The organism is Blattabacterium cuenoti (assembly GCF_014252455.1).
GTDB classification, from domain to species: Bacteria; Bacteroidota; Bacteroidia; order Flavobacteriales; family Blattabacteriaceae; genus Blattabacterium; species Blattabacterium cuenoti_R.
On sequence record NZ_CP060245.1, the window covers coordinates 102,649 to 127,259 of the forward strand.

Annotated in this window: 27 protein-coding genes, 3 tRNA genes and 1 other RNA gene; 11 read left to right on the top strand and 20 right to left on the bottom strand. The window is 22.1% G+C overall.

Annotation, left to right across the window (positions count from 1 at the left end; all coding sequences use genetic code 11):
• Positions 1-42: 42 nt before the first annotated feature.
• From H0H56_RS00460 to H0H56_RS00470, 3 genes are all read right to left on the bottom strand, one after another.
• The gene (locus H0H56_RS00460; protein WP_185873922.1) at positions 43-678 is read right to left on the bottom strand and encodes a tetratricopeptide repeat protein; all 636 of its coding nucleotides are present in this window, start codon (positions 676-678) and stop codon (positions 43-45) included.
• Between the two features lie 18 nt (positions 679-696).
• Positions 697-2,028: a gliding motility-associated protein GldE gene (gene gldE, locus H0H56_RS00465; protein ID WP_185873923.1), complete on the bottom strand. Its 1,332-nt coding sequence runs from the start codon at positions 2,026-2,028 to the stop codon at positions 697-699.
• An 84-nt stretch (positions 2,029-2,112) separates the two neighbouring features.
• Positions 2,113-3,150: an A/G-specific adenine glycosylase gene (locus H0H56_RS00470; protein ID WP_185873924.1), complete on the bottom strand. Its 1,038-nt coding sequence runs from the start codon at positions 3,148-3,150 to the stop codon at positions 2,113-2,115.
• Between the two features lie 82 nt (positions 3,151-3,232).
• On the opposite strand from H0H56_RS00470, the gene H0H56_RS00475 reads away from it, so the two are divergent.
• Together H0H56_RS00475 and H0H56_RS00480 are read left to right on the top strand one after the other, a co-directional pair.
• The gene (locus tag H0H56_RS00475) at positions 3,233-3,535 is read left to right on the top strand and encodes an HU family DNA-binding protein (protein ID WP_185873925.1); all 303 of its coding nucleotides are present in this window, start codon (positions 3,233-3,235) and stop codon (positions 3,533-3,535) included.
• Between the two features lie 252 nt (positions 3,536-3,787).
• A tRNA-Leu gene (locus H0H56_RS00480) sits at positions 3,788-3,868 on the top strand.
• On the opposite strand, the gene H0H56_RS00485 is transcribed toward H0H56_RS00480, so the two are convergent.
• Genes H0H56_RS00485 through fabD form a run of 3 tightly spaced genes read right to left on the bottom strand, consistent with a single transcriptional unit; the run spans position 3,850 to position 6,949 of the window.
• Positions 3,850-5,124 carry a citrate synthase gene (locus H0H56_RS00485; protein ID WP_185873926.1) on the bottom strand — a complete coding sequence of 425 codons (1,275 nt, stop codon included), beginning with the start codon at positions 5,122-5,124 and terminating at the stop codon, positions 3,850-3,852. The two genes, H0H56_RS00480 and H0H56_RS00485, sit on opposite strands and share 19 nt — an antisense overlap.
• A gap of 36 nt (positions 5,125-5,160) precedes the next feature.
• Positions 5,161-6,099: a GYDIA family GHMP kinase gene (locus H0H56_RS00490; protein ID WP_185873927.1), complete on the bottom strand. Its 939-nt coding sequence runs from the start codon at positions 6,097-6,099 to the stop codon at positions 5,161-5,163.
• Positions 6,092-6,949: an ACP S-malonyltransferase gene (gene fabD, locus H0H56_RS00495; protein ID WP_185873928.1), complete on the bottom strand. Its 858-nt coding sequence runs from the start codon at positions 6,947-6,949 to the stop codon at positions 6,092-6,094. The genes H0H56_RS00490 and fabD overlap by 8 nt, the downstream gene beginning before the upstream one ends.
• A 44-nt stretch (positions 6,950-6,993) precedes the next feature.
• Here fabD and H0H56_RS00500 point away from each other — a divergent pair, with 44 nt between their 5' ends.
• On the top strand, positions 6,994-7,764 hold the full coding sequence (locus H0H56_RS00500) for a TatD family hydrolase (protein WP_185873929.1): 771 nt from the start codon (positions 6,994-6,996) through the stop codon (positions 7,762-7,764).
• A gap of 1 nt (position 7,765) precedes the next feature.
• Here the strand turns inward: H0H56_RS00500 and fumC are convergent, their stop codons facing one another.
• Positions 7,766-9,151 (bottom strand): class II fumarate hydratase, encoded by a 1,386-nt coding sequence (gene fumC, locus H0H56_RS00505; RefSeq protein WP_185873930.1) that lies wholly within the window; start codon positions 9,149-9,151, stop codon positions 7,766-7,768.
• Between the two features lie 215 nt (positions 9,152-9,366).
• Between fumC and H0H56_RS00510 the strand changes: the two genes are divergently transcribed.
• A complete protein-coding gene (locus H0H56_RS00510) occupies positions 9,367-9,681 on the top strand; it encodes an FtsB family cell division protein (protein ID WP_238858479.1) in 315 nt (104 codons plus the stop codon).
• Here H0H56_RS00510 and mnmG read toward each other — a convergent pair.
• Together mnmG and ybeY are read right to left on the bottom strand one after the other, a co-directional pair.
• Positions 9,678-11,546 carry a tRNA uridine-5-carboxymethylaminomethyl(34) synthesis enzyme MnmG gene (gene mnmG / locus H0H56_RS00515; protein ID WP_185873931.1) on the bottom strand — a complete coding sequence of 623 codons (1,869 nt, stop codon included), beginning with the start codon at positions 11,544-11,546 and terminating at the stop codon, positions 9,678-9,680. The genes H0H56_RS00510 and mnmG overlap by 4 nt on opposite strands.
• 7 nt (positions 11,547-11,553) lie before the next feature.
• Complete coding sequence (gene ybeY / locus H0H56_RS00520; protein ID WP_185873932.1) at positions 11,554-11,973, bottom strand: rRNA maturation RNase YbeY; 420 nt, start codon at positions 11,971-11,973, stop codon at positions 11,554-11,556.
• Between the two features lie 15 nt (positions 11,974-11,988).
• Between ybeY and H0H56_RS00525 the strand changes: the two genes are divergently transcribed.
• Positions 11,989-12,735, top strand: coding sequence for a CDP-alcohol phosphatidyltransferase family protein (locus tag H0H56_RS00525; RefSeq protein WP_317167311.1), 747 nt, complete (start codon positions 11,989-11,991; stop codon positions 12,733-12,735).
• On the top strand, positions 12,732-13,499 hold the full coding sequence (locus H0H56_RS00530) for a 3'-5' exonuclease (protein ID WP_185873933.1): 768 nt from the start codon (positions 12,732-12,734) through the stop codon (positions 13,497-13,499). The genes H0H56_RS00525 and H0H56_RS00530 overlap by 4 nt, the downstream gene beginning before the upstream one ends.
• A gap of 1 nt (position 13,500) precedes the next feature.
• Here H0H56_RS00530 and htpG read toward each other — a convergent pair whose 3' ends face one another.
• From htpG to rpmB, 5 genes are read right to left on the bottom strand one after another with little or no spacing between them, the layout of a single operon-like run.
• Positions 13,501-15,354 carry a molecular chaperone HtpG gene (htpG, locus tag H0H56_RS00535; RefSeq protein WP_185873934.1) on the bottom strand — a complete coding sequence of 618 codons (1,854 nt, stop codon included), beginning with the start codon at positions 15,352-15,354 and terminating at the stop codon, positions 13,501-13,503.
• 18 nt (positions 15,355-15,372) lie between these two features.
• Complete coding sequence (gene ftsY, locus H0H56_RS00540; protein WP_238858480.1) at positions 15,373-16,326, bottom strand: signal recognition particle-docking protein FtsY; 954 nt, start codon at positions 16,324-16,326, stop codon at positions 15,373-15,375.
• Positions 16,313-16,477, bottom strand: a complete 165-nt coding sequence (locus tag H0H56_RS00545) for a DUF4295 family protein (protein ID WP_185873935.1) — start codon at positions 16,475-16,477, stop codon at positions 16,313-16,315. Before H0H56_RS00545 ends, ftsY begins: the two co-directional genes overlap by 14 nt.
• A 2-nt stretch (positions 16,478-16,479) precedes the next feature.
• Positions 16,480-16,662 carry a 50S ribosomal protein L33 gene (gene rpmG / locus H0H56_RS00550; protein ID WP_185873936.1) on the bottom strand — a complete coding sequence of 61 codons (183 nt, stop codon included), beginning with the start codon at positions 16,660-16,662 and terminating at the stop codon, positions 16,480-16,482.
• Positions 16,663-16,896, bottom strand: a complete 234-nt coding sequence (gene rpmB, locus H0H56_RS00555; RefSeq protein WP_185873937.1) for a 50S ribosomal protein L28 — start codon at positions 16,894-16,896, stop codon at positions 16,663-16,665.
• A gap of 43 nt (positions 16,897-16,939) precedes the next feature.
• Between rpmB and H0H56_RS00560 the strand changes: the two genes are divergently transcribed.
• From H0H56_RS00560 to H0H56_RS00570, 3 genes are all read left to right on the top strand, one after another.
• Positions 16,940-17,668 carry a YebC/PmpR family DNA-binding transcriptional regulator gene (locus H0H56_RS00560; RefSeq protein WP_185873938.1) on the top strand — a complete coding sequence of 243 codons (729 nt, stop codon included), beginning with the start codon at positions 16,940-16,942 and terminating at the stop codon, positions 17,666-17,668.
• Positions 17,662-17,956: RNase P RNA component class A (gene rnpB, locus H0H56_RS00565), an RNA gene on the top strand. Before H0H56_RS00560 ends, rnpB begins: the two co-directional genes overlap by 7 nt.
• Positions 17,957-18,044, top strand: a tRNA-Ser gene (locus tag H0H56_RS00570).
• An 8-nt stretch (positions 18,045-18,052) separates the two neighbouring features.
• Here H0H56_RS00570 and H0H56_RS00575 read toward each other — a convergent pair.
• The 3 genes from H0H56_RS00575 to rho all read right to left on the bottom strand — a co-directional run bounded on the left by H0H56_RS00575 (position 18,053) and on the right by rho (position 20,918).
• Entirely contained in the window at positions 18,053-19,198 is a 1,146-nt protein-coding gene (locus H0H56_RS00575) for a DNA recombination protein RmuC (protein WP_185873939.1), read from the bottom strand.
• A 27-nt stretch (positions 19,199-19,225) separates the two neighbouring features.
• Positions 19,226-19,298 (bottom strand) — tRNA-Met (locus H0H56_RS00580).
• A gap of 57 nt (positions 19,299-19,355) precedes the next feature.
• Positions 19,356-20,918, bottom strand: a complete 1,563-nt coding sequence (gene rho / locus H0H56_RS00585; RefSeq protein ID WP_185873940.1) for a transcription termination factor Rho — start codon at positions 20,916-20,918, stop codon at positions 19,356-19,358.
• 120 nt (positions 20,919-21,038) lie between these two features.
• Here rho and H0H56_RS00590 point away from each other — a divergent pair, with 120 nt between their 5' ends.
• Positions 21,039-21,428 (top strand): DUF4293 family protein, encoded by a 390-nt coding sequence (locus H0H56_RS00590; RefSeq protein WP_238858481.1) that lies wholly within the window; start codon positions 21,039-21,041, stop codon positions 21,426-21,428.
• Between the two features lie 2 nt (positions 21,429-21,430).
• Positions 21,431-22,510: a peptide chain release factor 1 gene (gene prfA / locus H0H56_RS00595; RefSeq protein WP_185873941.1), complete on the top strand. Its 1,080-nt coding sequence runs from the start codon at positions 21,431-21,433 to the stop codon at positions 22,508-22,510.
• 14 nt (positions 22,511-22,524) lie between these two features.
• Here the strand turns inward: prfA and accC are convergent, their stop codons facing one another.
• Genes accC through rpmF form a run of 3 tightly spaced genes read right to left on the bottom strand, consistent with a single transcriptional unit; the run spans position 22,525 to position 24,535 of the window.
• Positions 22,525-23,859 (bottom strand): acetyl-CoA carboxylase biotin carboxylase subunit, encoded by a 1,335-nt coding sequence (accC, locus tag H0H56_RS00600; RefSeq protein ID WP_185873942.1) that lies wholly within the window; start codon positions 23,857-23,859, stop codon positions 22,525-22,527.
• An 8-nt stretch (positions 23,860-23,867) separates the two neighbouring features.
• Positions 23,868-24,347 carry an acetyl-CoA carboxylase biotin carboxyl carrier protein gene (accB, locus tag H0H56_RS00605; protein ID WP_185873943.1) on the bottom strand — a complete coding sequence of 160 codons (480 nt, stop codon included), beginning with the start codon at positions 24,345-24,347 and terminating at the stop codon, positions 23,868-23,870.
• An 8-nt stretch (positions 24,348-24,355) separates the two neighbouring features.
• Positions 24,356-24,535, bottom strand: a complete 180-nt coding sequence (gene rpmF / locus H0H56_RS00610) for a 50S ribosomal protein L32 (protein WP_185873944.1) — start codon at positions 24,533-24,535, stop codon at positions 24,356-24,358.
• Positions 24,536-24,611 lie beyond the last annotated feature (76 nt).

A 24,611-nucleotide genomic window follows, 5' to 3' on the forward strand; every position in this document is an offset into this window, starting at 1 on the left:
TTATATTATATTACAAATATATTTAAAATGAAAATTTGTATTTTATAATTTATTTTCAATAAACATTAAATATTTATCTACATTATCTTTATATAAAAAAAGAGGATATTTTTTTTTTATTTTTTTAAAAAAAAATTTAGAATCTTGATATTTTTTTAAATAAAAAGCTAATAAAGCGGCTTTATAATAATAAAGTGGTGTAGTAATTTCGTTTTCTTTTATATTCGCTGCTTTTAAATAATTCTTTAAAGCTTCTTTTTTATTATTCATTTGTGTTAAAGAATCTCCAATAATCCCATATTTTATAGAAGATAAAATTTCATCTTTTGCATAAAAAGTATTCATTATTTTTATGGATTCTTTGTAATTTCCTAATTTATAATAACAAATACTTGCATAAAATTTGGCAATATTTCCTGCTTTTGTATAAGGATATTTGGTAATAATACCAGAAAAACCTAAATAAGTATTTTTATATTTTTTTTTATTATTAATAGCTTTATCTATAACCCCTTGTGAAAGATATTTTTGGGCGTAAATTAATTCTTTTAAAGCTTTTTCTTCTGAAGAAGATAAAAAAATTTTTTTATAAAAAAAATAAATTCCTATTATTATAAAAATTGTAATAATAAAAAAAAGTATAATTTTTTTTTTTTTAAAAAAATAATTATTATTCATATTAAAATTTTATCTAAATTATTTTGGTTTTTGTCTTATAACCTCTATACTTTTAATTCTTTTATTATCTATACTTTTGATAATAAAGGAATAATTTAAAAAATTAATTTTTTGTTGTTTTTTTGGAAATTCTTTATTTATTTCCATAATAAAACCTCCTAAAGTATCTGCATATCCCTTTTTTTTTTCAAAAAAAATTTCTTCTTTAATTTTCATAATACGATAAAAATTAATTAAAGACGTTTTTCCATCAAATAAATAATGATTTTTATTAAATTTAGAATAAAATATATCTTCTTTATCAAATTCATCTATAATATCTCCTACTATTTCTTCAATAATATCTTCAAGAGTAATTAAACCACAAGTTCCTCCATATTCATCTACGACAATAGCTAAATGAATTTTTCTTTTTTTAAAATCATTTAAAAGATCATCTATTTTTTTATTTCCTGGAACAAAAAAAGGAAAATGAAGGAGGGTCTTCCATTGAAATTCTTTTTTATGTATAAATGGAAGAAGATCTTTAGCAAATAAAACTCCTTCTATATCATCAATACTTTCTTTATATATAGGTATTCTAGAATATCCTTTATTACAAACTAAATCTAAAAGATTAGGAAATATAATATTATTACTTAAAGCAAACATATCTATTCTTGGAGTCATAATTTGATGTATCTCTGTATTTCCAAAATCTACAATTCTTTGTAAGAATTGACATTCTTTTATATTTTTTTTATGATAAGATGCAATTTTTAATGCTTTTGAAAGTTGATTAACAGATATATATCTTTTTTTTTTTTGAATTTTTTTTTCGACAAATCTAGAAATTAAAATCATTATTTTACTTATAGGATTTAATATTTTATTTAAAAAAATTAATGTCTTTGACATAAAAACAGCAAAAATAAAATTATTTTTACTCGCATATATTTTTGGAATAATTTCTCCAAATAAAAGTAAAATAAAAGTTAAAAAAACTACTTCTAAAAGAAAATGAATAGGAATAGATATTTTAAAAAAATATTTTTGTAAATACTCCGTAATTAAATAAGAACTTAATATAACAATACCAATATTTGCAAAATTATTAGATATTAATATAGTAGCTAAAAGTTTTTTTTTATTTTTAAGAATATTAAAAATTCTATCTCCTTTTAATGGATTTTTTTTAATTTCTTTATCAAGAGTTTTTTTTTCAAGACAAAAAAAAGCCGTTTCTGATCCAGATATAAAGGCAGAAAATAATAATAAAATTATTATTAAGGTAAAATAAAATATTATTGGTATATATGGGATATAAAAAGTATTTTCTAAAAAAATATTCGTCGAAGATTCTTTTTTCAATAGATTTAATTTTAATGAAAATTGATCAAAATAAATAATCCTGATTAAGGAATATTTTTTCTTTTTTTTCAAAGATAAAAAAAACTAAATCATTTTTTTTAAAAAAAATACAATAGGACTAGGAAAAGGATATTCTTTTATTTTTTTATATGAAATAAAAAAATAATTTTTAAAATATTTTTTTTTATTTTTTTTTAAAATTTCACAATTTAAAAATTGAATATATAAATTTTGATGAGTTAATTGATGTTTTTTTTGATAAAGTATAGTATTAATTTTTACTCTAAATTTTTTATAAAAATTTTCTTTTATTTTTTGAAATGTTAATTTTTTATTATATTCTATTAAAGGAAAATCATAAAGTCCTTTCCATATATCTTTTTTATATCTTTTATGTATACAAATATTTTTATATTGATCATTTATAAAAATATAATAAAAAAATCTATTTTTTTTTGTTATTATATTATTTTTTATAGGAAATTTATAAACAGTGCCATTTTTAAATGAAAAACACGATGTTTTTAATGGACAAAAAAAACATTTAGTTTTTTTTGTAGTACATAATATTGCTCCTAAATCCATAATAGCTTGATTAAATATTCCTGGATGGTTTTTATCAATGATTTTTAAAAGAAAAATTTTTAATATATTTTTAGTTACATTAGATCTAATATTTGTATAAATTCCTAAATATCTAGAAATTACTCTAATAACATTTACATCTATCGCTGGAATAACTTCGTTAAAACATATAGAGGCTATAGCGGCCCCAGTATATGGGCCTATTCCTTTATATAAAATTAATTCTTTATATTTTTTGGGAAAAATAATTGATTTTTCTTTTAATCTTTTAGAAAAAGAATGTAAATTAATAGCTCTTTCATAATATCCTAAACCTTCCCATTCTTTTAAAATATCTTTTTCTTTAGATTTAGCAAGTTTTTCTAAACTTGGAAATTTTTTTATAAAATTATAATAATATTTAATAGTTTTACAAACTTTAGTTTGCTGTAACATAAATTCCGAAACTAATATATAATATGGATTTTTAGTTTCTCTCCAAGGAAGTTTTCGATGATTAATTTTATACCAACTAATAATATTTTTAGAAAAAACCATATATATTTAATTTTTCAACAATTTTATAAAAAATTGGTATATTTAAAAAACCTAATTTTGTTATTTGATATAATGATTTAACATGACAAAAGCAGATATAATAACAGAAATCATATCAGAAATTGGATCTGAAAGAATTAAAACAAAAAAGGTAATAGAAATATTTATGCAAAAAATTAAACAAAGCCTGACATCAGGAAAAAATGTTTATTTAAGAGGTTTTGGATCTTTTATTATTAAATATCGAGAAAAAAAAATTGGACGTCATATCTCACAGGAGAGGTCTATTATAATTCCTGCGCATAATATCCCAGCATTTAAACCTGCAAAATCTTTTACTGAATTGGTAAAAAAAAACGTTCCTATTAAAAATCATCAATCGTAAAATATAAATTATGCCAAACGGAAAAAAAAGAAAAAGACGAAAAATAGCTACCCATAAAAGAAAAAAAAGAAATAGAAAAAATAGGCATAAGAAAAAAAAATAAAAAATTTTATGTTAGGGACTATATTTTTTATTAAAGTAATTTTTTTTATAAAAATCTTTTTTTATTTTAAAATGGATAAAATTATTAAAATATTTATTCAAATGAAGTAATAAAAAAAAATTACATTTTCTAATGTAGTAGTAAGGAAGGTGGGCGTGGTGGAATTGGTATACACGTCAGACTTAGGATCTGATGCCTATGGCATAAGGGTTCAAATCCCTTCGTCCACACATTCAACTATATTTCTTTTTTTATATCCTATGTAAATTTGTCTAGGCCTACCTATAGGATCTCTATTTAATCTCATTTCTTTCCAATGTGCCATCCAACCAGGTAATCTACCTAAAGCGAACATAACGGTAAACATATCTTTTGGTATTCCAATAGCTTGATAAATAATTCCAGAATAAAAATCTATATTAGGATATAATTTTTTTTCTTTAAAATAGGAATCTTGAATCGCTACTTCTTCAAGTTCATTTGCTAATTTTAAAATAGGATTATCCATATCTAATTGACTGATTATTTTTTGAGCTACTTTTTTTATTATCCTAGCTCTAGGATCAAAATTTTTATAAATTCTATGTCCAAAACCCATTAATCTAAACGGATCTTTTTTATTTTTTGCTTTTTCTATCCATTTTTGAATATTTCCACCACTTTTTAAAATATTTTCTAACATTTCTATTACAGCTTGATTAGCTCCTCCATGTAATCTTCCCCAAAGAGCACTAATTCCTGCAGATACAGATGAAAAAAGTCCTGCATGTGCGGAACTTAATAAACGAACTGTTGTCGTAGAACAATTTTGTTCATGATCTGCATGTAAAATTAAAAGTTTATCTAAAGCGTCTGTTATAATAGGATTTGTTTCATAATATTTTTTAGGAAAAGAAAAAAACATTTTTAAAATATTAGAAGTATAAGATAAATTTTTATCTACATGAGATGGGGGTAATCCGACTTTTTTTCTATACGTTAAAGCAGCTAATATAGGAAGTTTTGCTAAAAGATGAAGATACATATCTTGTTCTTTTAAATATTTATTTTTTATAAATGCAGTAAGTATACATGTGAAAGAGGATAAAATTCCCATTGGATGATAAAAATCAGGAATTTTATCAAAAATTTGATATATTTCCTGATTCATATAATGAAATTCTTTTATTTGATTAGAAAAAGATTCTAATTGTTTAGAATTAGGTAATTCTCCATTTAAAAGGAGATAACTCGTTTCTACAAATGAACATTTATTAATAATTTGTTCAATAGGATATCCTCTATATAATAAAATTCCTTTCTCTCCATCTATAAAACTGATAGAACTTTTTGAAAGTCCTGTATTTTTTAATCCTGGATCAAAAGTAATTAATCCTGTATTTTCTCTAAGTTTAGATATATTAATAGCTTTTTCATAAAAAGTTCCAGATACTACAGGTAATTTATAATTGTATCCATTAATATCTAAATTTATAATTTTACACATAATAATTTAATTAAATTAAGAAATATAAATAATTATTTAATTTTGATACAAAATCATTTTATCAAAAGATATCAGGGTATCAAATCCTTTTTTTGCAAAATATTTATTCATTCCCTCTCTATAACTTATTAAAACAAAATCCCCCCCCCAAGTTCCTAAACTTTTTACTAGTCCTAAATAATCTGGAAAATATTTTTCTTTTATAGTTGGAATATCTAATATTTCGGATATAATTTTTTCATGTTTGAATAATAATATTTCAAATTCTTTCAACGTGTTACATAACGTAATTTGATTAGTAATAGAAGATATTAAATTTATATTTTTTTGATTAACAATTTTATTTTTAAAACGAAAAAATTGTATTCCTTCCTTAGTATTTTTTTTTTTATTTAAATGTAGAAAAAAAAGTTTATTTTTAAATGGAGGATTAAAATATATAGGAAAAATAAAAGGTTTATTATTTTTTAAACTGTAGATGATTGCTTGTTTTTGATATCCACAAGCAATATCATATCCACTTCCTAAAAAAATTTTATCTAATAATAATTGATAAGGATTAATTTTCGCCCATTTGGCAATATTATTAATTAAAGTTGAACTACTTCCTAAACCCCAATTAATAGGAAAATCCAATTTTGTTTTTACATATATTCCAAATGAATTTTTAAGAAAATTTTTTTTTATTTTTTGAAATTTTAATAATAAAATTTTTAATTTAAGAGCTATTTTTATTTCTGTTTCATAACAAATATCTAAAGTAGGAAGTTTAAAGATTCCTTGAAACCAAGATTGATTAATTTCATTTATACTGTTCCAGTATAATTTATTATATTTTTTTTCATTACCAAAAAAAATAGTCATTGATTGTCCTTTAACTGTTGGTAAAGCTAAACCCTTAGCACCATTTAAAATCAAATATTCTCCTGTTAATAATAATTTACCATGACTATAAAAATATTGATTTTTATGCATTTTTATAAATTTTTTTCATAAGTCCTTGTAAAATATTTCCTGGTCCTATTTCATTAAAAGTAATAGCTCCATCATCAATCATATTTTTAATAGATTGTTTCCATTTTACAGGAGAAGTTAATTGTTCTATAAGATTTTTTTTTATTTCATGATATTTTGTCACTGGTTGAGCATTTACATTTTGATATATTGGACATTTAGAATTTTTAAAAGAAATTTTTTGTATAATTTTTTCTAATTTTTTTTGTACTGTCGACATAATAGGAGAATGAAAAGCTCCATTAACAGGTAAAATTAATATTTTTTTTGCTCCTTTTTTTTTTAAAGACAAACAAACTCTTTGTAAAGCTTTTTTTTCTCCAGAAATTACTAATTGTCCAGGACTATTATAATTAGCAGGAACAATAATTCCTTTATCTTTTTTACAAACTTCCTCAATAATATGATCTTCTAAACCTAATATTACAGCCATTCCTCCAGATATTGATTGACAAATTTTTTGCATCATATATGCTCTTTTATTTACTAATATTAACCCTTCTTCAAAAGAAAAAACTCCAATAGAAGCTAATGCAGAAAATTCACCAAGAGAATGTCCAGCTACCATATCTGGATTAAAATTATTTAATATTTTAGTTTTTATAACAGAATAAATATAAATAGCCAGTTGTGTATATAAAGTATTTTTTAAAATTTCTTGAGGTCCTTCAAACATAATTTTTGTTATTTTAAAACCTAGAATATCATCTGATAATTTAAATTTTTTTTTTGCTAAATGAGATGAATGAAATAAATCTTTTCCCATTCCAACAAATTGAGATCCTTGTCCAGGAAATATATAAGCTTTCATAATATAAAAATGTTTAATTTAAAAAAAACTAATAATAATTTTATATGAAAATTACGGATACTCATACACATTTGTATATGAAACAATTTGATGATGATCGAGATTTTATTATAAAAAAAGCTATTCATAATGGAATAGATAAATTTTATCTCCCTTCTATAGATCATTCTACAATTACTAAAATTGTAAAATTAGAAAAAAAATATCCAAATATATGTTTTTCTATGATAGGACTACATCCTAGTAAAGTTCATCCATATAATTTTAAAAAAGAATTAAAAAATATTGAAAAATGGTTTCATAAACATTCTTTTTCAGCTATAGGAGAAATAGGAATGGATTTACATTTAGAAAAAAAATTTTTTTTTGAACAAGAATATGTTTTGAAACATCAAATTCAATGGGTTAAAAATACAAATTTACCTATCATTATTCATTGTAGAAAAGCTTTTGATCCACTTTTTAATATTTTATCTAAAGAAAAAAATTTTATAATAAAAGGAATTTTTCATTGTTTTTCTGGTACATTAGAACAAGCACAAAAAATTATTGATTTTGGATTAAAATTAGGAATTGGTGGAATGATCACTTTTAAAAAAAATCCTATTAGTTCTTTTATAAAAAAAATAGATTTAAAAAATATCGTATTAGAAACGGATTCTCCATATTTATCACCTCATCCTTTTCGAGGAAAAAGAAATGAACCTATTTATATAAAAATTATTTTGAAAAAACTTTCTAAAATTTATTCTATTTCTGAAAAAAAAATATCAGAAATTATTAATTTAAATGTAAAAAAATTATTTTTATCTTAATTTATATCATTTTTTCAGGTTTTATTAATTGATTAAATTCATCAATAGTTAAATATCCTAACCGAATTGCTTCCTCTTTTAAAGTAGTATTATTATAATATGCACATTTTGCAATTTTTGCGGATTTTTCATATCCAATATGAGTATTCAATGCTGTAATCAACATTAAAGATTTATCTAATAATTCTTTAATTCTAGGATAATTTGGTGTAATCCCTTTTACACATAAATTAGAAAAAGAAATACAAGCATCAGATAATAGTTGTGAAGATTGTAAAAAATTATAAGCTATTAATGGTTTAGATACATTTAATTCATAATTTCCAGAAGACCCTGCTATAGATATAATTAAATCATTTCCTATAATTTGTGTACATACCATCATAAGAGCTTCACATTGTGTAGGATTAATTTTTCCAGGCATAATAGAAGATCCTGGTTCATTTTCAGGAATATAAATTTCTCCTATTCCAGAACGAGGCCCTGAAGATAAAAAACGAATATCATTAGATATTTTCATTAAAGATACAGCTATTTGTTTTAAAGCTCCATGAGCTTCTACAATAGCATCATGAGATGCTAAAGATTCAAATTTGTTATCCGATATTTTAAATGGAAATCCAGTATATTTACATATATAATCCACCACAATTTTATCATATCCTTTAGGAGCATTTAATCCAGTTCCTACAGCTGTTCCTCCAATAGGTAATTCAGAAAGATGATCTAAAGTATTTAAAATTGATTTTAATCCATGATCTATTTGAGAAACATATCCAGAAAATTCTTGTCCTAAAGTTATAGGGACAGCATCCATCAGATGAGTTCTTCCTATTTTAATTATATTTTTAAATGAAATCATTTTTTTTTTAAAAATATTTCGTAATCTTTTTATAGAAGGAATAGTTTCTTCTATTAATTTTTTATAAGCAGAAATATTCATTGCGGTAGAATAAGTATCATTAGAAGATTGTGACATGTTTACATCATCATTAGGATGTAGAAACAATTTATGTTTCCCAAGTACTTTCCCCATTAATATTTGAGATCTATTAGAAATTACTTCATTAACATTCATATTCGAATGAGTCCCTGATCCTGTTTGCCATATGACTAAAGGAAATTGATCATTTAATTTTCCTTGTATAATTTCTTCACATACTAAAGAAATTAATTTTTTTTTTTTTTCAGATAAAAGACCTAATTTAAAATTAGCATATGCCGCTGATTTTTTTAAAATAGCTAAAGCATGTATAATTTCTATAGGCATAGATCCTGATAATCCAATTTTAAAATTATTTCTTGATCTTTCAGTTTGTGCGCCCCAATATTTATCAAAAGGGACTTTAACTTCTCCTAAAGAATCTTTTTCTATTCTAAAATTCATTATTATAATTTTTTTTTACGAAATTAGTAAACTTTATAAAAAAAATTATAATTTTTATCTAATTTAATCATGATTTTTTATGATAATGAAATTTATAGGATTTTTAATTTTCATATTGATAATGCTATCTGGTTTTTGGTGTATTATTTTTTTATCTTTTTTTAGTATATACTGGATAATCACTATAGGTTTTTATATGATAAAAAACTGTAAATATGAAAAAAAAAGAAATAAAATTGTTTATAATAAAAAAAATATTTCATAATAAATATTTTTTTATTAGTTTATTTTTTCTAATTTGGATGTCTTTTTTTGATACCAATTCTTTATTATTACATTGGAAATTTAAAAAAAATATAGAAAAAATGATTTTATATAGAGATTTTTTGAAAAAAAAAATTTCTTTAGAAGTAAATCATTTAAAAAAAATTAATACAGATTATAAATATCTTGAAAAATTAGCAAGAGAAAAATTTTATATGAAAAAAGATAATGAAGATTTGTTTATCATTTTTGAAAAAAATCGTTAACGCCCAATATTTATTAATAAAATACTTAAATCAGAAGGAGATACTCCACTAATCCTTGATGCTTGAGCTAAAGATACTGGACGATAAAAAATTAATTTTTCTATAGCTTCTATAGATAAAGATTTGATTTTTTTATAATTAAAATTTTTTGGTATTTTAATATTTTCAAGTTTTGACAATTTTTTTGCATTTTCTTTTTCTCTATGTAGATATCCTTTATATTTAATACGAATAGAAACTTGTTCTAATATTTCTTGATTAAAATTATTTTTTTCTATTTCTTTTTTTAAAAATGGAATAGATATAATATCGTGTATATCAATTTCTGAACGAGATAAAATAGTATTTATTTTTTTATTTTGATTAATAATTGTAGATTTTTTTTTTTTTAAAATAGGATTAATTATATTTGGTTTAATATTTTTTTCAAAAATAAAAAGACATTTTTTTACTTGATATTTTTTTATATCTAATAATTTCATTCTTTTTTCTTTAATTAATCCTATTTTATATCCCATTGGAGTTAATCTTTCATCTGCATTATCTTGACGTAATAACATTCTATATTCAGCTCTAGACGTAAACATCCTATAGGGCTCTTCTGTACCCTTTGTAATTAAATCATCTATTAAAACACCAATATAAGCTTGATTTCTTTTTAAGATAAATGGATCTTTTTGATGAATTTTTAAATGAGCATTTATTCCTGCCATTAATCCTTGTGCTGCTGCTTCTTCATATCCTGTAGTTCCATTAATTTGTCCAGCAAAAAAAAGATTATGAATTCGTTTACTTTCTAAGGTTAATTTTAATTGTGTTGGAATAAAATAATCATATTCAATAGCATATCCAGGTCTTAATATTTTTACTTTTTTAAATCCAGCAATTTTTTTTAAAGCTTCATATTGTTTTTCTTCTGGTAAAGAAGTAGAAAATCCATTTATATAAACTTCTTCTGTATTCCATCCTTCTGGTTCTACAAAAATTTGATGTTTTTTTTTATCTATAAATCTACAAATTTTTTCTTCAATAGATGGACAATATCTAGGACTAGCTCCTTTAATAGATCCTGTAAAAATTGGAGAAACATTTAAATGTTTATATATAAAATCATGCACTTCTATATTAGTATAAGTAATATAACATTTTTTTTGTTTTTTTAATTTTTTTGTCTTTAAAAAAGAAAATTTTTTTGGATTTTTATCTCCATGTTGAGATCCCATTTCTTCATAATTTAAAGAACGACCATCTACTCTTGGAGAAGTTCCTGTTTTCATTCTTCCATATTTAAATCCAAAATATTTATTTAATTGTTCCGTGATTCCTATAACTTCTGGTTCCGAAATTCTTCCTCCATGAATTTTATTTTTACCAATATGAATAATTCCATTTAAAAATGTTCCATTGGTTAAAATAACCGATTTCCCTTTAATTTTTAATCCTAAAGAAGTAATGACTCCTTTTACTTCATCCTTTTTAACAATTAAAGATTTAACGGTATCTTGATAGAAATCTAATTTAGAATTTTTTTCTAAAAAAAATCTCCAATTATTAGAAAATAATCTTCTATCACATTGTGCTCTAGGACTCCACATAGCAGGGCCTTTAGATTTATTTAACATTCTAAATTGTATCATACTATAATCAGTTATAATACCTGAACATCCACCTAAAGCGTCTATTTCTCTAATAATTTGACCTTTAGCAATTCCTCCTATAGCAGGATTACAAGACATTTGACCAATAGTTTGTAAATTAGTAGTAATGAGTAATGTTTTGGATCCCATTTTAGATGAAGAGACAGCTGCTTCAGATCCAGCATGTCCACCTCCAACAATAATAATATCATAAGTATCTAAAAACATATTTTTTTCAAAATTGAAATAAAATTAAATAAAACTCTTCTTTTTTTTTCATTAATTTTTTATTAATTTGATTTTTATCATCATATCCTAAAAAATGTAATAAAGCATGTATCATTACACGTTTTAATTCAATATGAAATAATTGATTCCATTTTTTAGAATTATATAAAACTCTATCTATACTAATAAATATATCTCCTGATATATATTTATATTTATCCAAAAAAGAAAAAGCAATGACATCTGTATAATAATTTTTTTTTAAATATTTTTTATTGATTTTTAAAAGATAATCATCACTACAAAAAATATAATTAATATTCCCTATTTTACCTCCTTCATTTTTGAAAATCATAGAAATATCTTGAATTAAGATAAATTTATTTTTAATAGAAAAATTAGAAATTTCATAAAAAAAATTAATCATGAAATATTATTATTTATGTTTATAAAAATTATACGTAAAAATATTCCTAATATTTTTACTTTATTAAATTTATTTTTTGGATGTATTTCTATAATAATACTTATACAATACAAAAATTTTAAATTTTCTTTTATTTGTACTATATTTTCATTAATTTGTGATTTTTTAGATGGATTTTTTTCTAGATTTATGAAAATTGAAAATAAATTTGGTAAAGAATTAGATTCCTTAGCAGATATAATTTCTTTTGGAATAGTTCCATCTATAATAATTTTTTTTTTATTAAAAAAAATTAATATAAAAATTCCATTTGTTGAATGGTCTTCCTTTTTAATTACTATATTTTCTGCATGTCGTTTAGCTAATTTTAATATTAGTAAAAATAGATATACTTATGGATTAAATACTCCAATCAATACTTTATTTTTTACTTCTTTATCTGTTATATTATTTATTCCTAGTACTAATTATAGTACAATTTTTGTGAAAAAAATAATATTTTCTTATCCTATGACAATATTATTTATAATTTTTTTTTCCTGTTATTTTTTAATATCTAAAATATTAATGTTTTCTTTTATTTTTAATGGTTATTCTTGGAAAAAAAATAAAAAACGTTATGTATTTTTAATAATAAGTATATTTCTTTTATTAACTTTACAAATAGTTTCTTTACCATGCATTATTATTTTTTACCTTATAACTTCAATTTATTTTGATCGATTTAATAATAATAGAAAAAATTACATTAAAAAAACATGAAATTACAACTTTATCGTCCTATTTGTTTCTTTGATATAGAAGCTACAGGAATCAATATTGGTAAAGATAGGATTATAGAAATTTCTATTTTAAAAATATTTCCAAATGGAAATAAAGAAGATAAAACTTGGTTAATTTTTCCTGGTATTCCTATTCCACCAAAATCAACTGCTATTCATGGAATTAAAGATGAAGATGTCGCAGGAAAACTAGAATTTAAAGATATAGCTCTTTCTATTCTTAGAATGATAAAAAATACAGATTTAGCTGGTTATAATTCTAATAGATTTGATATACCTCTTTTAGTAGAAGAAATGCTTCGTGCTGGAATATCTTTTGATATAAAAAAATATAAAACAATAGATGTTCAAGTAATTTTTCATAAAATGGAACCTAGAACACTTTCTGCTGCTTATAAATATTTTTGTAAAAAAAATTTAATGAAAGCTCATAGTTCTAAAGTAGACACATATGCTACATATGAAATATTATTAGCACAATTAGAAAAATATGAAAATCTAAAAACAGATGTAAAAAGTTTAAATCAATTTTCTCATACAAAAAATTTAGCAGATTTAGCTGGTTTTATAAAAATCGATGAAGAAGGAAATGAAATTTTTAATTTTGGAAAATATAAAGGAGAAAAAGTATACGAAATATTTGAAAAAGATCCAAATTATTATGGATGGATACAAAATTCAGATTTTCCCATATATACTAAAAAAATATTAACAAATATTAAATTAAGAAAATTTCATAAATAATTTATTTATTTACTAAATCTTTTAATTTTTTAGATATAAAAATATTAAGATTTTTTCCACGTAATAAATTTTTTGATAAAAGAGTTAAATTTAAAGCCTCTTGAATGAGGTCTCTTTTTTTATTTTCATCTAATTCTATTAATATTTTTTTTATGAATGGATGATTAATATTTATTATTAATTGATATAATTTTTCATCATCATTGTTAATGATGCTTTTTCCCATAGAATTCATTTCTTTTATTCTTCTTAAGTATTCTGGAATAATAATAAAAAAAGGATTATCTTTTTGTGATAAAATTTCTAATTTTATAGAAAATTTATTATATTCATTTATTAAATTATTTTTTATAATCTTTTTTAAATCTTTTTTTTCTTTTTCTGAAAGTGCAGAAAAATACTTTTCTTCTTTTTGATTAATTAATTTATCAATATGATCGGAATCTACGCTAACAAAAGAAATATCTTTATGAAAAAATTCTAATTTTTGTATTAAATGTACTGTCATAGGACTATTGAAAATTAACACTTGATAAGATCTATCTTCTGCTTCTTTAATAGAACTATATTGTTTTTCTTTATTTGTAGCATATAGAAAAATAATTTTTCCTTCTTTATTTTTTTGAATATTTTTAATTTTTTCTTTTAATTCTTCTAGAGTAAAAAATAATCCATTAGTTGTAAAATAAAGAAAAAATTTATTTACTTTATCAAAAAATTTTTCTATACTAATCATTCCATATTCGACAATAATTTTTATATATTTCCATTTTTTTTCAAAATTTTTTCTATCTTTTTTAAAAAGAAAATAAAGTTTATCTGCAACTTTTTTTGTAATATATTTAGATATATTTTTAACAGATGTATCGTGTTGTAAATGAGAACGTGACACATTAAGAGGAATATCAGGAGAATCAATTACTCCTTTTAATAAACTAAGAAAATCTGGAACAATTCCTTCTAAATTATCCGTAATATAAACTTGATTTTGGTATAAATGTATTTTTTCTTTTTGAAAATCTATTTTATTTTCTATTTTTGGAAAAAATAAAATACCTGTTAAATTAAAAGGATGATCTATATTTAGATGAATCCAAAATAAAGAATCCTCTAATTGATTTGGATATAATTCATGATAAAAATTTAAATAATCTTTATTATTTAAATGCATTGGATTTTTTTTCCAAGCAGGAAAAATATTATTAATAACAGTTTCTTTATCATCTTCTTTTGATAAAGAAATGGGAATAGGCATAAATTTACAATATTTATGTAATAATTTTAAAATAAAATCATATTCTAAAAATTCTTTATTTTCTTCATTCATCAAAAGAATTATTTCCGTTCCTCTTTTTCTTTTTTCCATTTTTTTTCTAAGAATAAAATTTGGAGTTCCATCACATGACCAAAATACGGAATGTTGTTCTTTTTTATAAGATTGAGTCAAAATAACTACTTTATTAGATACCATAAAAGTAGAATAAAAACCTAATCCAAAATGGCCAATAATAGAATTAGATATACTACTACTTTGATCTTTATATTTTTGAATAAATTCTTCTGCTCCAGAAAAAGCTATTTGATTTATATATTTTTCTACTTCTTCTATAGTCATTCCTATTCCATTATCAATAATATGAATAGTTTTATTATTTTTATTTATTTTTATTTTTATTTTAAAATTATTATTAATTTCTTCTATTTTTCCTATTCTTGCTATAGTTTTTAATTTTAAAATCGCATCTGTTGCATTAGAAACTAATTCTCGTAAAAAAATCTCTTTATCCGAATAAAGAAATCTTTTAATAATAGGAAAAATATTATCTGAAGTAACACTAATTTTATTTTTTTTCATACTTATTAAATATTTTGTTTATATCCGAAAAAAAGAATTAATAAATTCTTTTCCATTAAATTTTTTTAAATCATGTTTTTTTTCACCTACTCCAATATATTGAATAGGTATTTTAAATTGATCCATAATTCCTATAACTACTCCACCTTTAGCAGTCCCTTCTAATTTAGTTAGAATAATAGAAGTAACTTTTACAAAATCAGTAAATTTTTTTACTTGTTCAAAAGCATTTTGACCAGTAGAAGCATCTAAAATTAATATAATTTCATGAGGGGATTGATCAATTACTTTTTTCATGACTCTGCTTATTTTAGCAAGTTCTTCCATAAGATTAACACGATTTTGTAATCTACCAGCTGTATCAATTAATACAACATCCATATTTTTAGATTTAGCAGATAATAAAGTATCGTATGCAACAGAAGCTGGATCTGCATACATATGTTGTTTAATTAATGGAACATTTACTTTATTTGCCCATATTTCTAATTGATTTATAGCAGCTTCTCTAAATGTATCAGAAGCACCTATAATAACTTTTAAACCTTGTTTTTTAAAATAAAATGCTAATTTCCCAATAGTGGTTGTTTTTCCTACTCCATTTACCCCAATCATCATAATTACATATGGTTTTTTTTTTAATTTTATTTTATTTTCTAAACATGTATTATTGAAATTTATAAGTAATTCAATTTCTTCTTGAAGAAATTTATATAATTCTTGTACATTTCGATATTGTTCTTTTTGAATTCTTTTTTCAAAATTATTAATGATTTTTATAGTAGTTTTTGTTCCAATATCTGCAGATAATAATATTTCTTCTATCTCTTCTAAATAATTTTTATTTAATTTTGATTTTTTGAAAAAAAAATTTTTGATTTTAGAAAAAAAAGTTTTTTTAGTTTTTTTTAATTCAAAATCAAATGTTTCCTTTTTTTTATTTAACAAAAACATTTCATTAATAAATATCATTTTTTTGGAAAAAATTTTTTACTTCATTATATGGTAAAAATTTTTTTTCAAAAGTATAAGAACCAGATTTTTTAGATTTAACTGTTCGAATAGCTAAAATAATTTTTTTTAAATTTTCTTTTTTTTTATTTTTAACAATTTTTTTAGACATAATTATTTAATTTCTTTATGAATTGTATATTTTTTTAATATAGGATTATATTTTTTTAATTTTATTCTATTTGGAGTGTTTTTTTTATTTTTTGTAGTAATATATCTAGAGGATCCAGAAATTCCACTTTTTTTTTGTTCAATACATTCTAATATTACTTGTATTCTATTTCCTTTTTTTCCCATTTATTTTTTATAATTATAATTAAAACGTTTTAATGCTTTTTCAATTCCAATTTTATTAATAATTTTTATAGCATAAGTACAAATTTTTAATTTTATCCATTTTTTTTCTTTTATTAAAAAAAAACGTTTTTTACATAAATTTATTTTAAAAAAACGTTTATTTTTATTATTTGCATGAGAAACTTTATTTCCTATCATTGCTTTTTTTCCTGTTAATTCACAAACTTTTGACATAATTATTTTTTTTACTAAATTAAATAAAATTCATATTATAACCATGTCAGGACATAGCAAATGGACTAATATACAACATAGAAAATCTCATAAAGATTTTATAAAATCTAAAAAATTTTCTAAAATAATTAAAGAAATATCCATTGCAGCTAAAGAATCAGGGGGAAATAAAACTTTTTTTCGTTTAAAAAATGCAATTTTCAATGCTAAAGCTATTAATATTCCTAAACATACTATAGAAAAAGCAATAAAAAATGCTTTACCAAAAAAAACTAATAATTATCAAAATTTTAACTTAGAAGGACAAATTCATGGAATTAGTTTAATTATAGAATGTAATACCGACAACAGTATAAAAACGACTTATAATAATATAAAATCTTTTTTTAATAAAAAAGGAGGTAGATTATGTAATAATGGAGAATTAATTCATTTATTTGATCGTATAGGTTTTTTTTCTATAAAAAAAAAAAATATTAATGGGTCACTAGAAAATTTTGAACTTATGGTAATTGATTTTGGAGCACAAGATTTTATAAAAAATAACAATATGATTTATATATATACTAAGTTTAAATTTTTTGGGTCTATGAAAAATTATCTAAAAAAATTAAAAATTATTCATATATCTACAATTAAACATATTGCTAAACATACAAAAATTATTTTAAAAGAAAAAGAAAAAAAAATATTAAATTTTATTGAAGAATTAAAAATAAAAAATAAAAATATAAATAATATTTATTCTAATTTAATTAAAAATAAAAAGTAAGACGTCCTATCGCATTGATTTTTTTAAAATGAGGAAAGTCCGGACACCATAGAGCAGTACAATGGGTAACACCCATACACCGTAAGGTGAGGAATAGTGCAACAGAAAGAATATACAGATTATTGCTGTAGTGAAATCATGTAAACTCTGTACGGTGAAATGCCATATATACCGGAAAACTAGCTCGGTTGATACTGGGGGGTAGGCAGATTGAGATATAGGGCAACCTATATCCTAGATAAATGATAGGTATAAAAACAGAATCCGGCTTATAGTCTTACTTTTATTGGAGAGATGGCCGAGAGGATTAAGGCGCACGCTTGGAAAGCGTGTTCACAATATAATAGTGTCAAGGGTTCGAATCCCTTTCTCTCCGCTAGTTAATTAATAGTTTTCTATATCTTTTAATTTTTTTTCAATAACATTTTTACGTACCCCCATTACTTTGTCTATATCTTTAGAAGCTGCCTGTAATTTATCTTGTGCTTTATGAAGTAATATTCCAAAATGAGTAAATTCTTGTTTCACAATTTCTAAAATTTTCCAAACTTCAGAACTTCTTTTTTGAATAGCTAAAGTACGAAACCCTATCTGTAAACTATTTAACATAGCAGCTAATGTAGATGGACCGGTAATAATAATTTTATATTTTCTTTGTAATTCTTCTAATAAACTTGAATTTTTTACAATCTCTGCGTATATTCCTTCAAAAGGTAAAAAAATAATGGCAAAATCAGTAGTATGTGGAGGATCTATATATTTATATTGAATATCTTTAGACATTCTTTTTAAAACAGATTCCATGTTTTTTTTAGCTATTATTATTTGTTTTTTTTCTCCAATATTATAAGCTTCTTGTATTTTTTCATAAGTTTCTTTTGGAAATTTTACATCAATTGGTAACCATATAATATTTCCATCTTCAAGTCCTGGAAGTTTAATAGCAAATTCTACTACATAATTTGTACTAGATTTAGTTATAACATTACAAGCATATTGTTCTGGAGATAAAATTTGTTGTAATAACATTGATAATTGCATTTCACTAAAACTTCCACATATTTTTACATGATTTAATGTTCTTTTTAAAGCATTCACATTTTTTGCCAAATTTTTCATATCTCCTAATCCTTCTTGTAAAAAATGTAATTGATTCCCAATAATTTCAAAAGATTTACCTAAATGGATATTTAAAGATTTTTGAAGTTTTTCATTAACATTTTCTCTTATTTCTTCTAATTTTTTTTCTGTACTTTTTACAAGTTTTTCTTGTTCTTTATGAAAAAAATTTAATTTATTTGATTGATTATCAATATAAAAATAAATTTTATCATTAATAGAATTTTTAAATTCTTTTATAGATAATATCAGTTCTTCTTTAAACTCTTTTAAAACATTATTAAATTCTTTTCTATCATATTGAAATATTTTATAATATTCATTTTTTTGATCTTTGAATTTATTTTTTAAAAAAAATATAAAAAAAATCATAGAACTTACTACAATTCCACAAAAATAAAAAAATATCATAAAAAAATAATGATGAAGTATAATGAATAGCGGGAATAGGACTCGAACCTATGACCTTCGGGTTATGAGCCCGACGAGCTACCAACTGCTCCATCCCGCGATTAATTTCTATAATATAATATTTTTACTATACAAAATCAAATATTAATTAAATTTTTTATCCATTCATAGATATTAAAAATTCTTTATTATTTTTAGTTCTAGCTATACGTGATCTTAAAAATTCCATAGCTTCTACAGGATTCATATCAGAAAGATGTTTACGTAAAATCCACATTCTTTGTACTGTATGAGTATCTAATAACAAATCATCTTTTCTAGTACTAGAAGAAACTAAATCAATAGCTGGATAAATTCTTTTATTAGCAATTTTTCTATCTAATTGAAGTTCTTTATTTCCTGTTCCTTTAAATTCTTCAAAAATAACTTCATCCATTTTAGATCCTGTATCAATCATTGCTGTAGCTATAATGGATAAAGATCCTCCATTTTCTATATTTCTAGCTGCACCAAAAAATCTTTTTGGTCTATGTAACGCATTAGCATCTACACCACCAGATAAAACTTTTCCAGATGCAGGAGCTACAGTATTATATGCACGTGCTAAACGTGTTATAGAATCTAATAAAATTACTACATCATGAGAACATTCTACCATTCTTTTTGCTTTCTGTAATACAATATTTGCAACTTTAACATGTCTATCTGCTGGTTCATCAAAAGTAGAAGCAATTACTTCTCCTTTTACATTTCTTTGCATATCTGTGACTTCTTCTGGACGTTCATCAATTAATAATATAATTAAATATACTTCTGGATGATTAGCGGCAATAGCATTAGCTATTTCTTTTAATAAAGTAGTTTTACCTGTTTTTGGAGGAGCGACAATCATTCCTCGTTGTCCTTTTCCTATAGGAGTAAATAGGTCTACTATTCTAGTAGAAAGAGTTGCATTTTTTTCAGCTAATTTAAATTTTTCATTTGGAAAAAGTGGAGTCAGATGTTCAAAAGAATTTCTTTCTCTTACAAAATTAGGAGGTCTTCCATTAATTTCAATAATTTTAATTAAAGGAAAATATTTTTCTCCATCCTTAGGAGGACGAACTTCTCCTCTTAGAGTATCTCCTGTTTTCATACAAAACAGTCTAATTTGAGATTGAGAAACATAAATATCATCAGGAGATGATAAATAATTAAAATCAGAAGATCTTAAAAAACCATAATTTTCTTGCATAATTTCTAATACTCCTTCACTAATTATAATTCCTTCAAATTCATATTCAGGTGTTCTATATTTATTAGAATTTTTTTTAGATACACCAATTTTTGGGATAGAAGATATTATATTTTCTGATCTGTCATTTTTTTTCCAATTTTGAAAATATTTTTTCTGATATTTTACAGATTCTTCTTTATTTTTTTTTTTATTATAAGACGATTTTAAATATTCTTTAGAAGTTAATTTTTTTTTTCCATGAATATTTTCTAAATATCTATTTTTAGATTCAGAATTTTTACGTTCTTTAAATATTTTTTTTAAAGAAGAATTTTCTATCTTTGAAGAAGATAATGGAGGTATTTTTTTTTTGTTAAAAATGGAAATAATTTTTTCTAGGAGCTCGTTTTTTCGTAGTTGTGTACATTTTTTTAATCCTGAAGAACGAGCAATCTCCTGTAATTCAAAAAGTTTTTTACTTTTTAATTCAGTAATATCAAACATAAAGTAATTGGGTTATATTTTATATTTGCCATTCTTGGCTTAGAAATAATTATATAAATACGATAAATACAATTATACTTAATTTAAACTTTAATAAAAAATTATAAAATATTTTTTAATATGTTAAATCCTATATTTTATCGAATACAATCTTTTTATTTATTTATATCTATAGTATTATCTAATATTTCTTTATATTTATATTTACAAAAAAAAAATCCATTTTTTTTAAAAAAAATACTGTTAATTTTTTTAATTATATGTTTATTTTTATCTATTTGTAGTTTTCTTTCTTTTAAAAAAAGAAAACTACAAATATTTTTAAATTCTTTTAATATACTTTTAAATAGTATAATTTTTATACTAAAAATTATTTTTTTTTCATATTATCCATCATTTTTTTTAATAAAAATGAACTTTTTTATTTTATTATCTATATTGTTTTTATATCTTTCAAATAAATCTATAAAAAAAGATTTAGAATTAATTTATTCTATGAATAGAATATAATAATGAAAAAAACTTCATTAATTAACAAATTTGAAATTTTAGAGAAAGAATTTCATAAAATTTCAAAATATATTCTTCAAAAAGATGTTCTATCTAATTCAAAAAAATATAAATTTTTTTTAAAAAAATATAAAAAATTAAATAAAATAGTAAAGATATATGATATATATAAAAAAAAATTAATTTCTTTAAAAGAAGCTAATACTATTTTAAAAATAGATTATGATCCTGAAATGAAAGAAATGGCTTTTTTAGAAAAAAATAAAATTTTAGAAGATTTATCTTTAATTGAAAGAAAATTTTATAATCTTTATTTAAATGACATAAATAAAAATAATGATAGAAATGCTATTTTAGAATTACGTTCTGGAACCGGTGGAGATGAAGCTTGTCTTTTTGTAGAAGATATATTGCGAATGTATATCATGTATTTCAAAGAGATGAATTGGAAATACGAAATTATACATATTCAAAAAGGAGGTGTTAAAGGGTATAAAGAAATCATTTTAAATGTTATTGGAAATAACAAAATAGGAGTTTATGGAAATTTAAAATTTGAATCTGGAGTTCATAGGGTCCAAAGAATACCAAAAACAGAATCTCAAGGAAGAGTACATACTTCTGCTATAACTGTGGCTGTTCTTCCAGAAATTCAAGATATAGAAATGAATATTAATTCATCCGATATTAAAAAAGATACATTTAGATCTAGCGGATCTGGAGGACAACATGTAAATAAAACAGAATCTGCTGTTAGATTAACCCATATTCCAAGTAAAATTACTGTAGAATGTCAAGAAGAACGTTCTCAACATAAAAATTTTGAAAAAGCGATGAACGTTTTACGATCTCGTATTTATCAAAAGCAAATGGAAAAAAAATTTCAAGAACAATCTATAAAAAGAAAATCTTTAGTCTCTACAGGAGATCGTTCCGTAAAAATACGTACCTATAATTATCCTAAAGGGAGAGTCACAGATCATAGAATTCATAAATCTATTTATGATCTTGTTGGTTTTATGAATGGAAATATTCAAAAAATGATTAATTATTTAAAATTATCGGAAATAGAAAATAAATAATATAATAATTTCATCTATAAAAGTGTATCTATAAAATTTGTATGATAATTTCCTTTTAAAAAATCATTATTTTTCATAATTTTTCTATGAAAAGGGATTGTCGTAGGAATTCCTTCTATAATAAACTCTTCTAATGATCTTAACATTTTTTCAATAGTTTCTTTTCTACTTTTTGCGGTAGTAATAATTTTAGCAATCATAGAATCATAATAATGTGGAACTATATATCCAGCATAAACATGAGTATCTACTCGTACTCCTTTTCCTCCTGGTAAATGCATTTGAGTAATTTTTCCAGGAACTGGACGAAAATTTTTAAAAGGCTCTTCTGCATTAATTCTACATTCTATAGAATACATTTTTGGATAAAAATTTTTATTAGAAAGTTTTTTTCCATTAGCTATAAAAATTTGTTCTTGTATAAGATCTAACCCAGTTATTTCTTCTGTAATAGGATGTTCTACTTGTATTCTAGTATTCATTTCCATAAAATAAAAATTATGATTTTTATCTACTAAAAATTCTATAGTACCCACTCCTTCATAATGAATAAATTCAGCCGCTTTAATTGCATTATTACCAATTTTTTTTCTTAAATATGTAGTTAAAAATGGAGAAGGAGCTTCTTCTACTAATTTTTGATTTCTACGTTGAATAGAACAATCTCTTTCAGATAAATGACAAGTTTTTCCATACTGATCACTAATAATTTGTATTTCTATATGTCTTGGATTGATAATTAATTTTTCTATATACATATTAGTTTTACCAAAACAAGATAAAGCCTCTTTTTTAGCTTCTACCCAAGAAGATTGTAATTTTTTTTTATCTAAAACAGATCTAATTCCTTTTCCTCCTCCTCCAGAAATCGATTTAATTATAATTGGATATCCTATTTTTTCTACAATTTTTTCTATTTCTTTATAAGAAGCATCAAAAAAACAATCATATCCAGGTAAACATAAAATTCCAGCTTTTTTCATGTTTTTTTTAGCTGCAATTTTATTTCCCATTTGAATAATATGATTAGGTAATGGACCAATAAATTTAATTCCATGTTTTTGACACATAGATGAAAAATATGCATTTTCAGATAAAAACCCATATCCAGGATGAATCGCATCTGCATTAGTTATTTCTGCCGCAGATATTAAATTAGGAATATTTAAATAAGATTTATATGGAGAAGGAGGCCCAATACATACAGCTTCATCAGCAAAATAAACATGAAGACTATGTTTATCTGCTGTAGAATATACAGCGACTGTTTTTATTCCCATTTCTTTAGCAGTACGTATAATTCGTAAAGCAATTTCACCTCTATTAGCAATTAATATTTTTTTAAACATAAAAAAAACTAAGAAGTTGTTAAAATAATAAATAATGGTTGATCATAATCAACTGGAGATGCATCTTCTACAAGAATTTTAATAATTTTTCCTTCTACTTCAGATTCTATATCATTAAATAATTTCATCGCTTCTATAACACAAACTTTAGTTCCTATTTTAATATTATCTCCTATTTTTACAAAAGGTTTTTTATCTGGATGAGGTTTTCTATAAAAAGTTCCAATCATCGGAGATTGAATAGTTTGAAATTTATTTTTTTTATCATCTTTTAATTCAGATTCTAATTTAGAAAATCTATCAGAAATATCTGAACTTCTATAGGAGGTAGAAATATTTCTTAAAATTGGATTTAATGATTTTTTATTTTTTTGATTAACAATTTTATTTTTAATATAAATTTTAGTTTCTCCTATTTTAATTTTGATTTCATCAATTTCTAATTGAGAAATAAATTGAATAAATGATTGAATATTTTTTAAATCCATAAATAGGATTATTTTTCTAATACTATTTTTCCTTTATAATAAAGTTTGTTATCATGCCAATATGCATGATGATATAAATGTTTTTTAGAAGTTAAAGAACATTTAACTAATAAAGGTTCTTTAATTTTTATATGTGTTCTTCTTTTATTTTTTCTAGATTTAGATTGTCTTCTTTTAGGATGTGCCATATTATCATATTTTTTTATTCATTGCTAATTTATAAAAATTAAATGCTCTATAAGAAGAATTAAAAATAATTTTTTA

Bases quoted from the DNA above. Each gene is read 5' to 3' on its own strand.
- fabD (WP_185873928.1), bottom strand. From the start codon at position 6,949: ATGAAAGCTTATATATTTCCTGGACAAGGATCTCAATTTGTTGGAATG.
- accC (WP_185873942.1), bottom strand. From the start codon at position 23,859: ATGTTTAAAAAAATATTAATTGCTAATAGAGGTGAAATTGCTTTACGA.
- prfA (WP_185873941.1), top strand. From the start codon at position 21,431: ATGAAAAAAACTTCATTAATTAACAAATTTGAAATTTTAGAGAAAGAA.
- H0H56_RS00525 (WP_317167311.1), top strand. From the start codon at position 11,989: ATGTTTATAAAAATTATACGTAAAAATATTCCTAATATTTTTACTTTA.
- H0H56_RS00545 (WP_185873935.1), bottom strand. From the start codon at position 16,477: ATGTCTAAAAAAATTGTTAAAAATAAAAAAAAAGAAAATTTAAAAAAA.
- mnmG (WP_185873931.1), bottom strand. From the start codon at position 11,546: ATGTTTTTAGATACTTATGATATTATTATTGTTGGAGGTGGACATGCT.
- H0H56_RS00485 (WP_185873926.1), bottom strand. From the start codon at position 5,124: ATGTGTAAAATTATAAATTTAGATATTAATGGATACAATTATAAATTA.
- H0H56_RS00590 (WP_238858481.1), top strand. From the start codon at position 21,039: ATGTTAAATCCTATATTTTATCGAATACAATCTTTTTATTTATTTATA.
- htpG (WP_185873934.1), bottom strand. From the start codon at position 15,354: ATGAAAAAAAATAAAATTAGTGTTACTTCAGATAATATTTTTCCTATT.
- rpmB (WP_185873937.1), bottom strand. From the start codon at position 16,896: ATGTCAAAAGTTTGTGAATTAACAGGAAAAAAAGCAATGATAGGAAAT.
- H0H56_RS00470 (WP_185873924.1), bottom strand. From the start codon at position 3,150: ATGGTTTTTTCTAAAAATATTATTAGTTGGTATAAAATTAATCATCGA.
- rpmF (WP_185873944.1), bottom strand. From the start codon at position 24,535: ATGGCACATCCTAAAAGAAGACAATCTAAATCTAGAAAAAATAAAAGA.
- H0H56_RS00490 (WP_185873927.1), bottom strand. From the start codon at position 6,099: ATGCATAAAAATCAATATTTTTATAGTCATGGTAAATTATTATTAACA.
- rpmG (WP_185873936.1), bottom strand. From the start codon at position 16,662: ATGGGAAAAAAAGGAAATAGAATACAAGTAATATTAGAATGTATTGAA.
- rho (WP_185873940.1), bottom strand. From the start codon at position 20,918: ATGTTTGATATTACTGAATTAAAAAGTAAAAAACTTTTTGAATTACAG.
- H0H56_RS00575 (WP_185873939.1), bottom strand. From the start codon at position 19,198: ATGATATTTTTTTATTTTTGTGGAATTGTAGTAAGTTCTATGATTTTT.
- H0H56_RS00500 (WP_185873929.1), top strand. From the start codon at position 6,994: ATGAAAATTACGGATACTCATACACATTTGTATATGAAACAATTTGAT.
- ftsY (WP_238858480.1), bottom strand. From the start codon at position 16,326: ATGATATTTATTAATGAAATGTTTTTGTTAAATAAAAAAAAGGAAACA.
- H0H56_RS00510 (WP_238858479.1), top strand. From the start codon at position 9,367: ATGAAAAAAAAAGAAATAAAATTGTTTATAATAAAAAAAATATTTCAT.
- H0H56_RS00475 (WP_185873925.1), top strand. From the start codon at position 3,233: ATGACAAAAGCAGATATAATAACAGAAATCATATCAGAAATTGGATCT.
- fumC (WP_185873930.1), bottom strand. From the start codon at position 9,151: ATGAATTTTAGAATAGAAAAAGATTCTTTAGGAGAAGTTAAAGTCCCT.
- H0H56_RS00530 (WP_185873933.1), top strand. From the start codon at position 12,732: ATGAAATTACAACTTTATCGTCCTATTTGTTTCTTTGATATAGAAGCT.
- ybeY (WP_185873932.1), bottom strand. From the start codon at position 11,973: ATGATTAATTTTTTTTATGAAATTTCTAATTTTTCTATTAAAAATAAA.
- accB (WP_185873943.1), bottom strand. From the start codon at position 24,347: ATGGATTTAAAAAATATTCAATCATTTATTCAATTTATTTCTCAATTA.
- H0H56_RS00460 (WP_185873922.1), bottom strand. From the start codon at position 678: ATGAATAATAATTATTTTTTTAAAAAAAAAAAAATTATACTTTTTTTT.
- H0H56_RS00560 (WP_185873938.1), top strand. From the start codon at position 16,940: ATGTCAGGACATAGCAAATGGACTAATATACAACATAGAAAATCTCAT.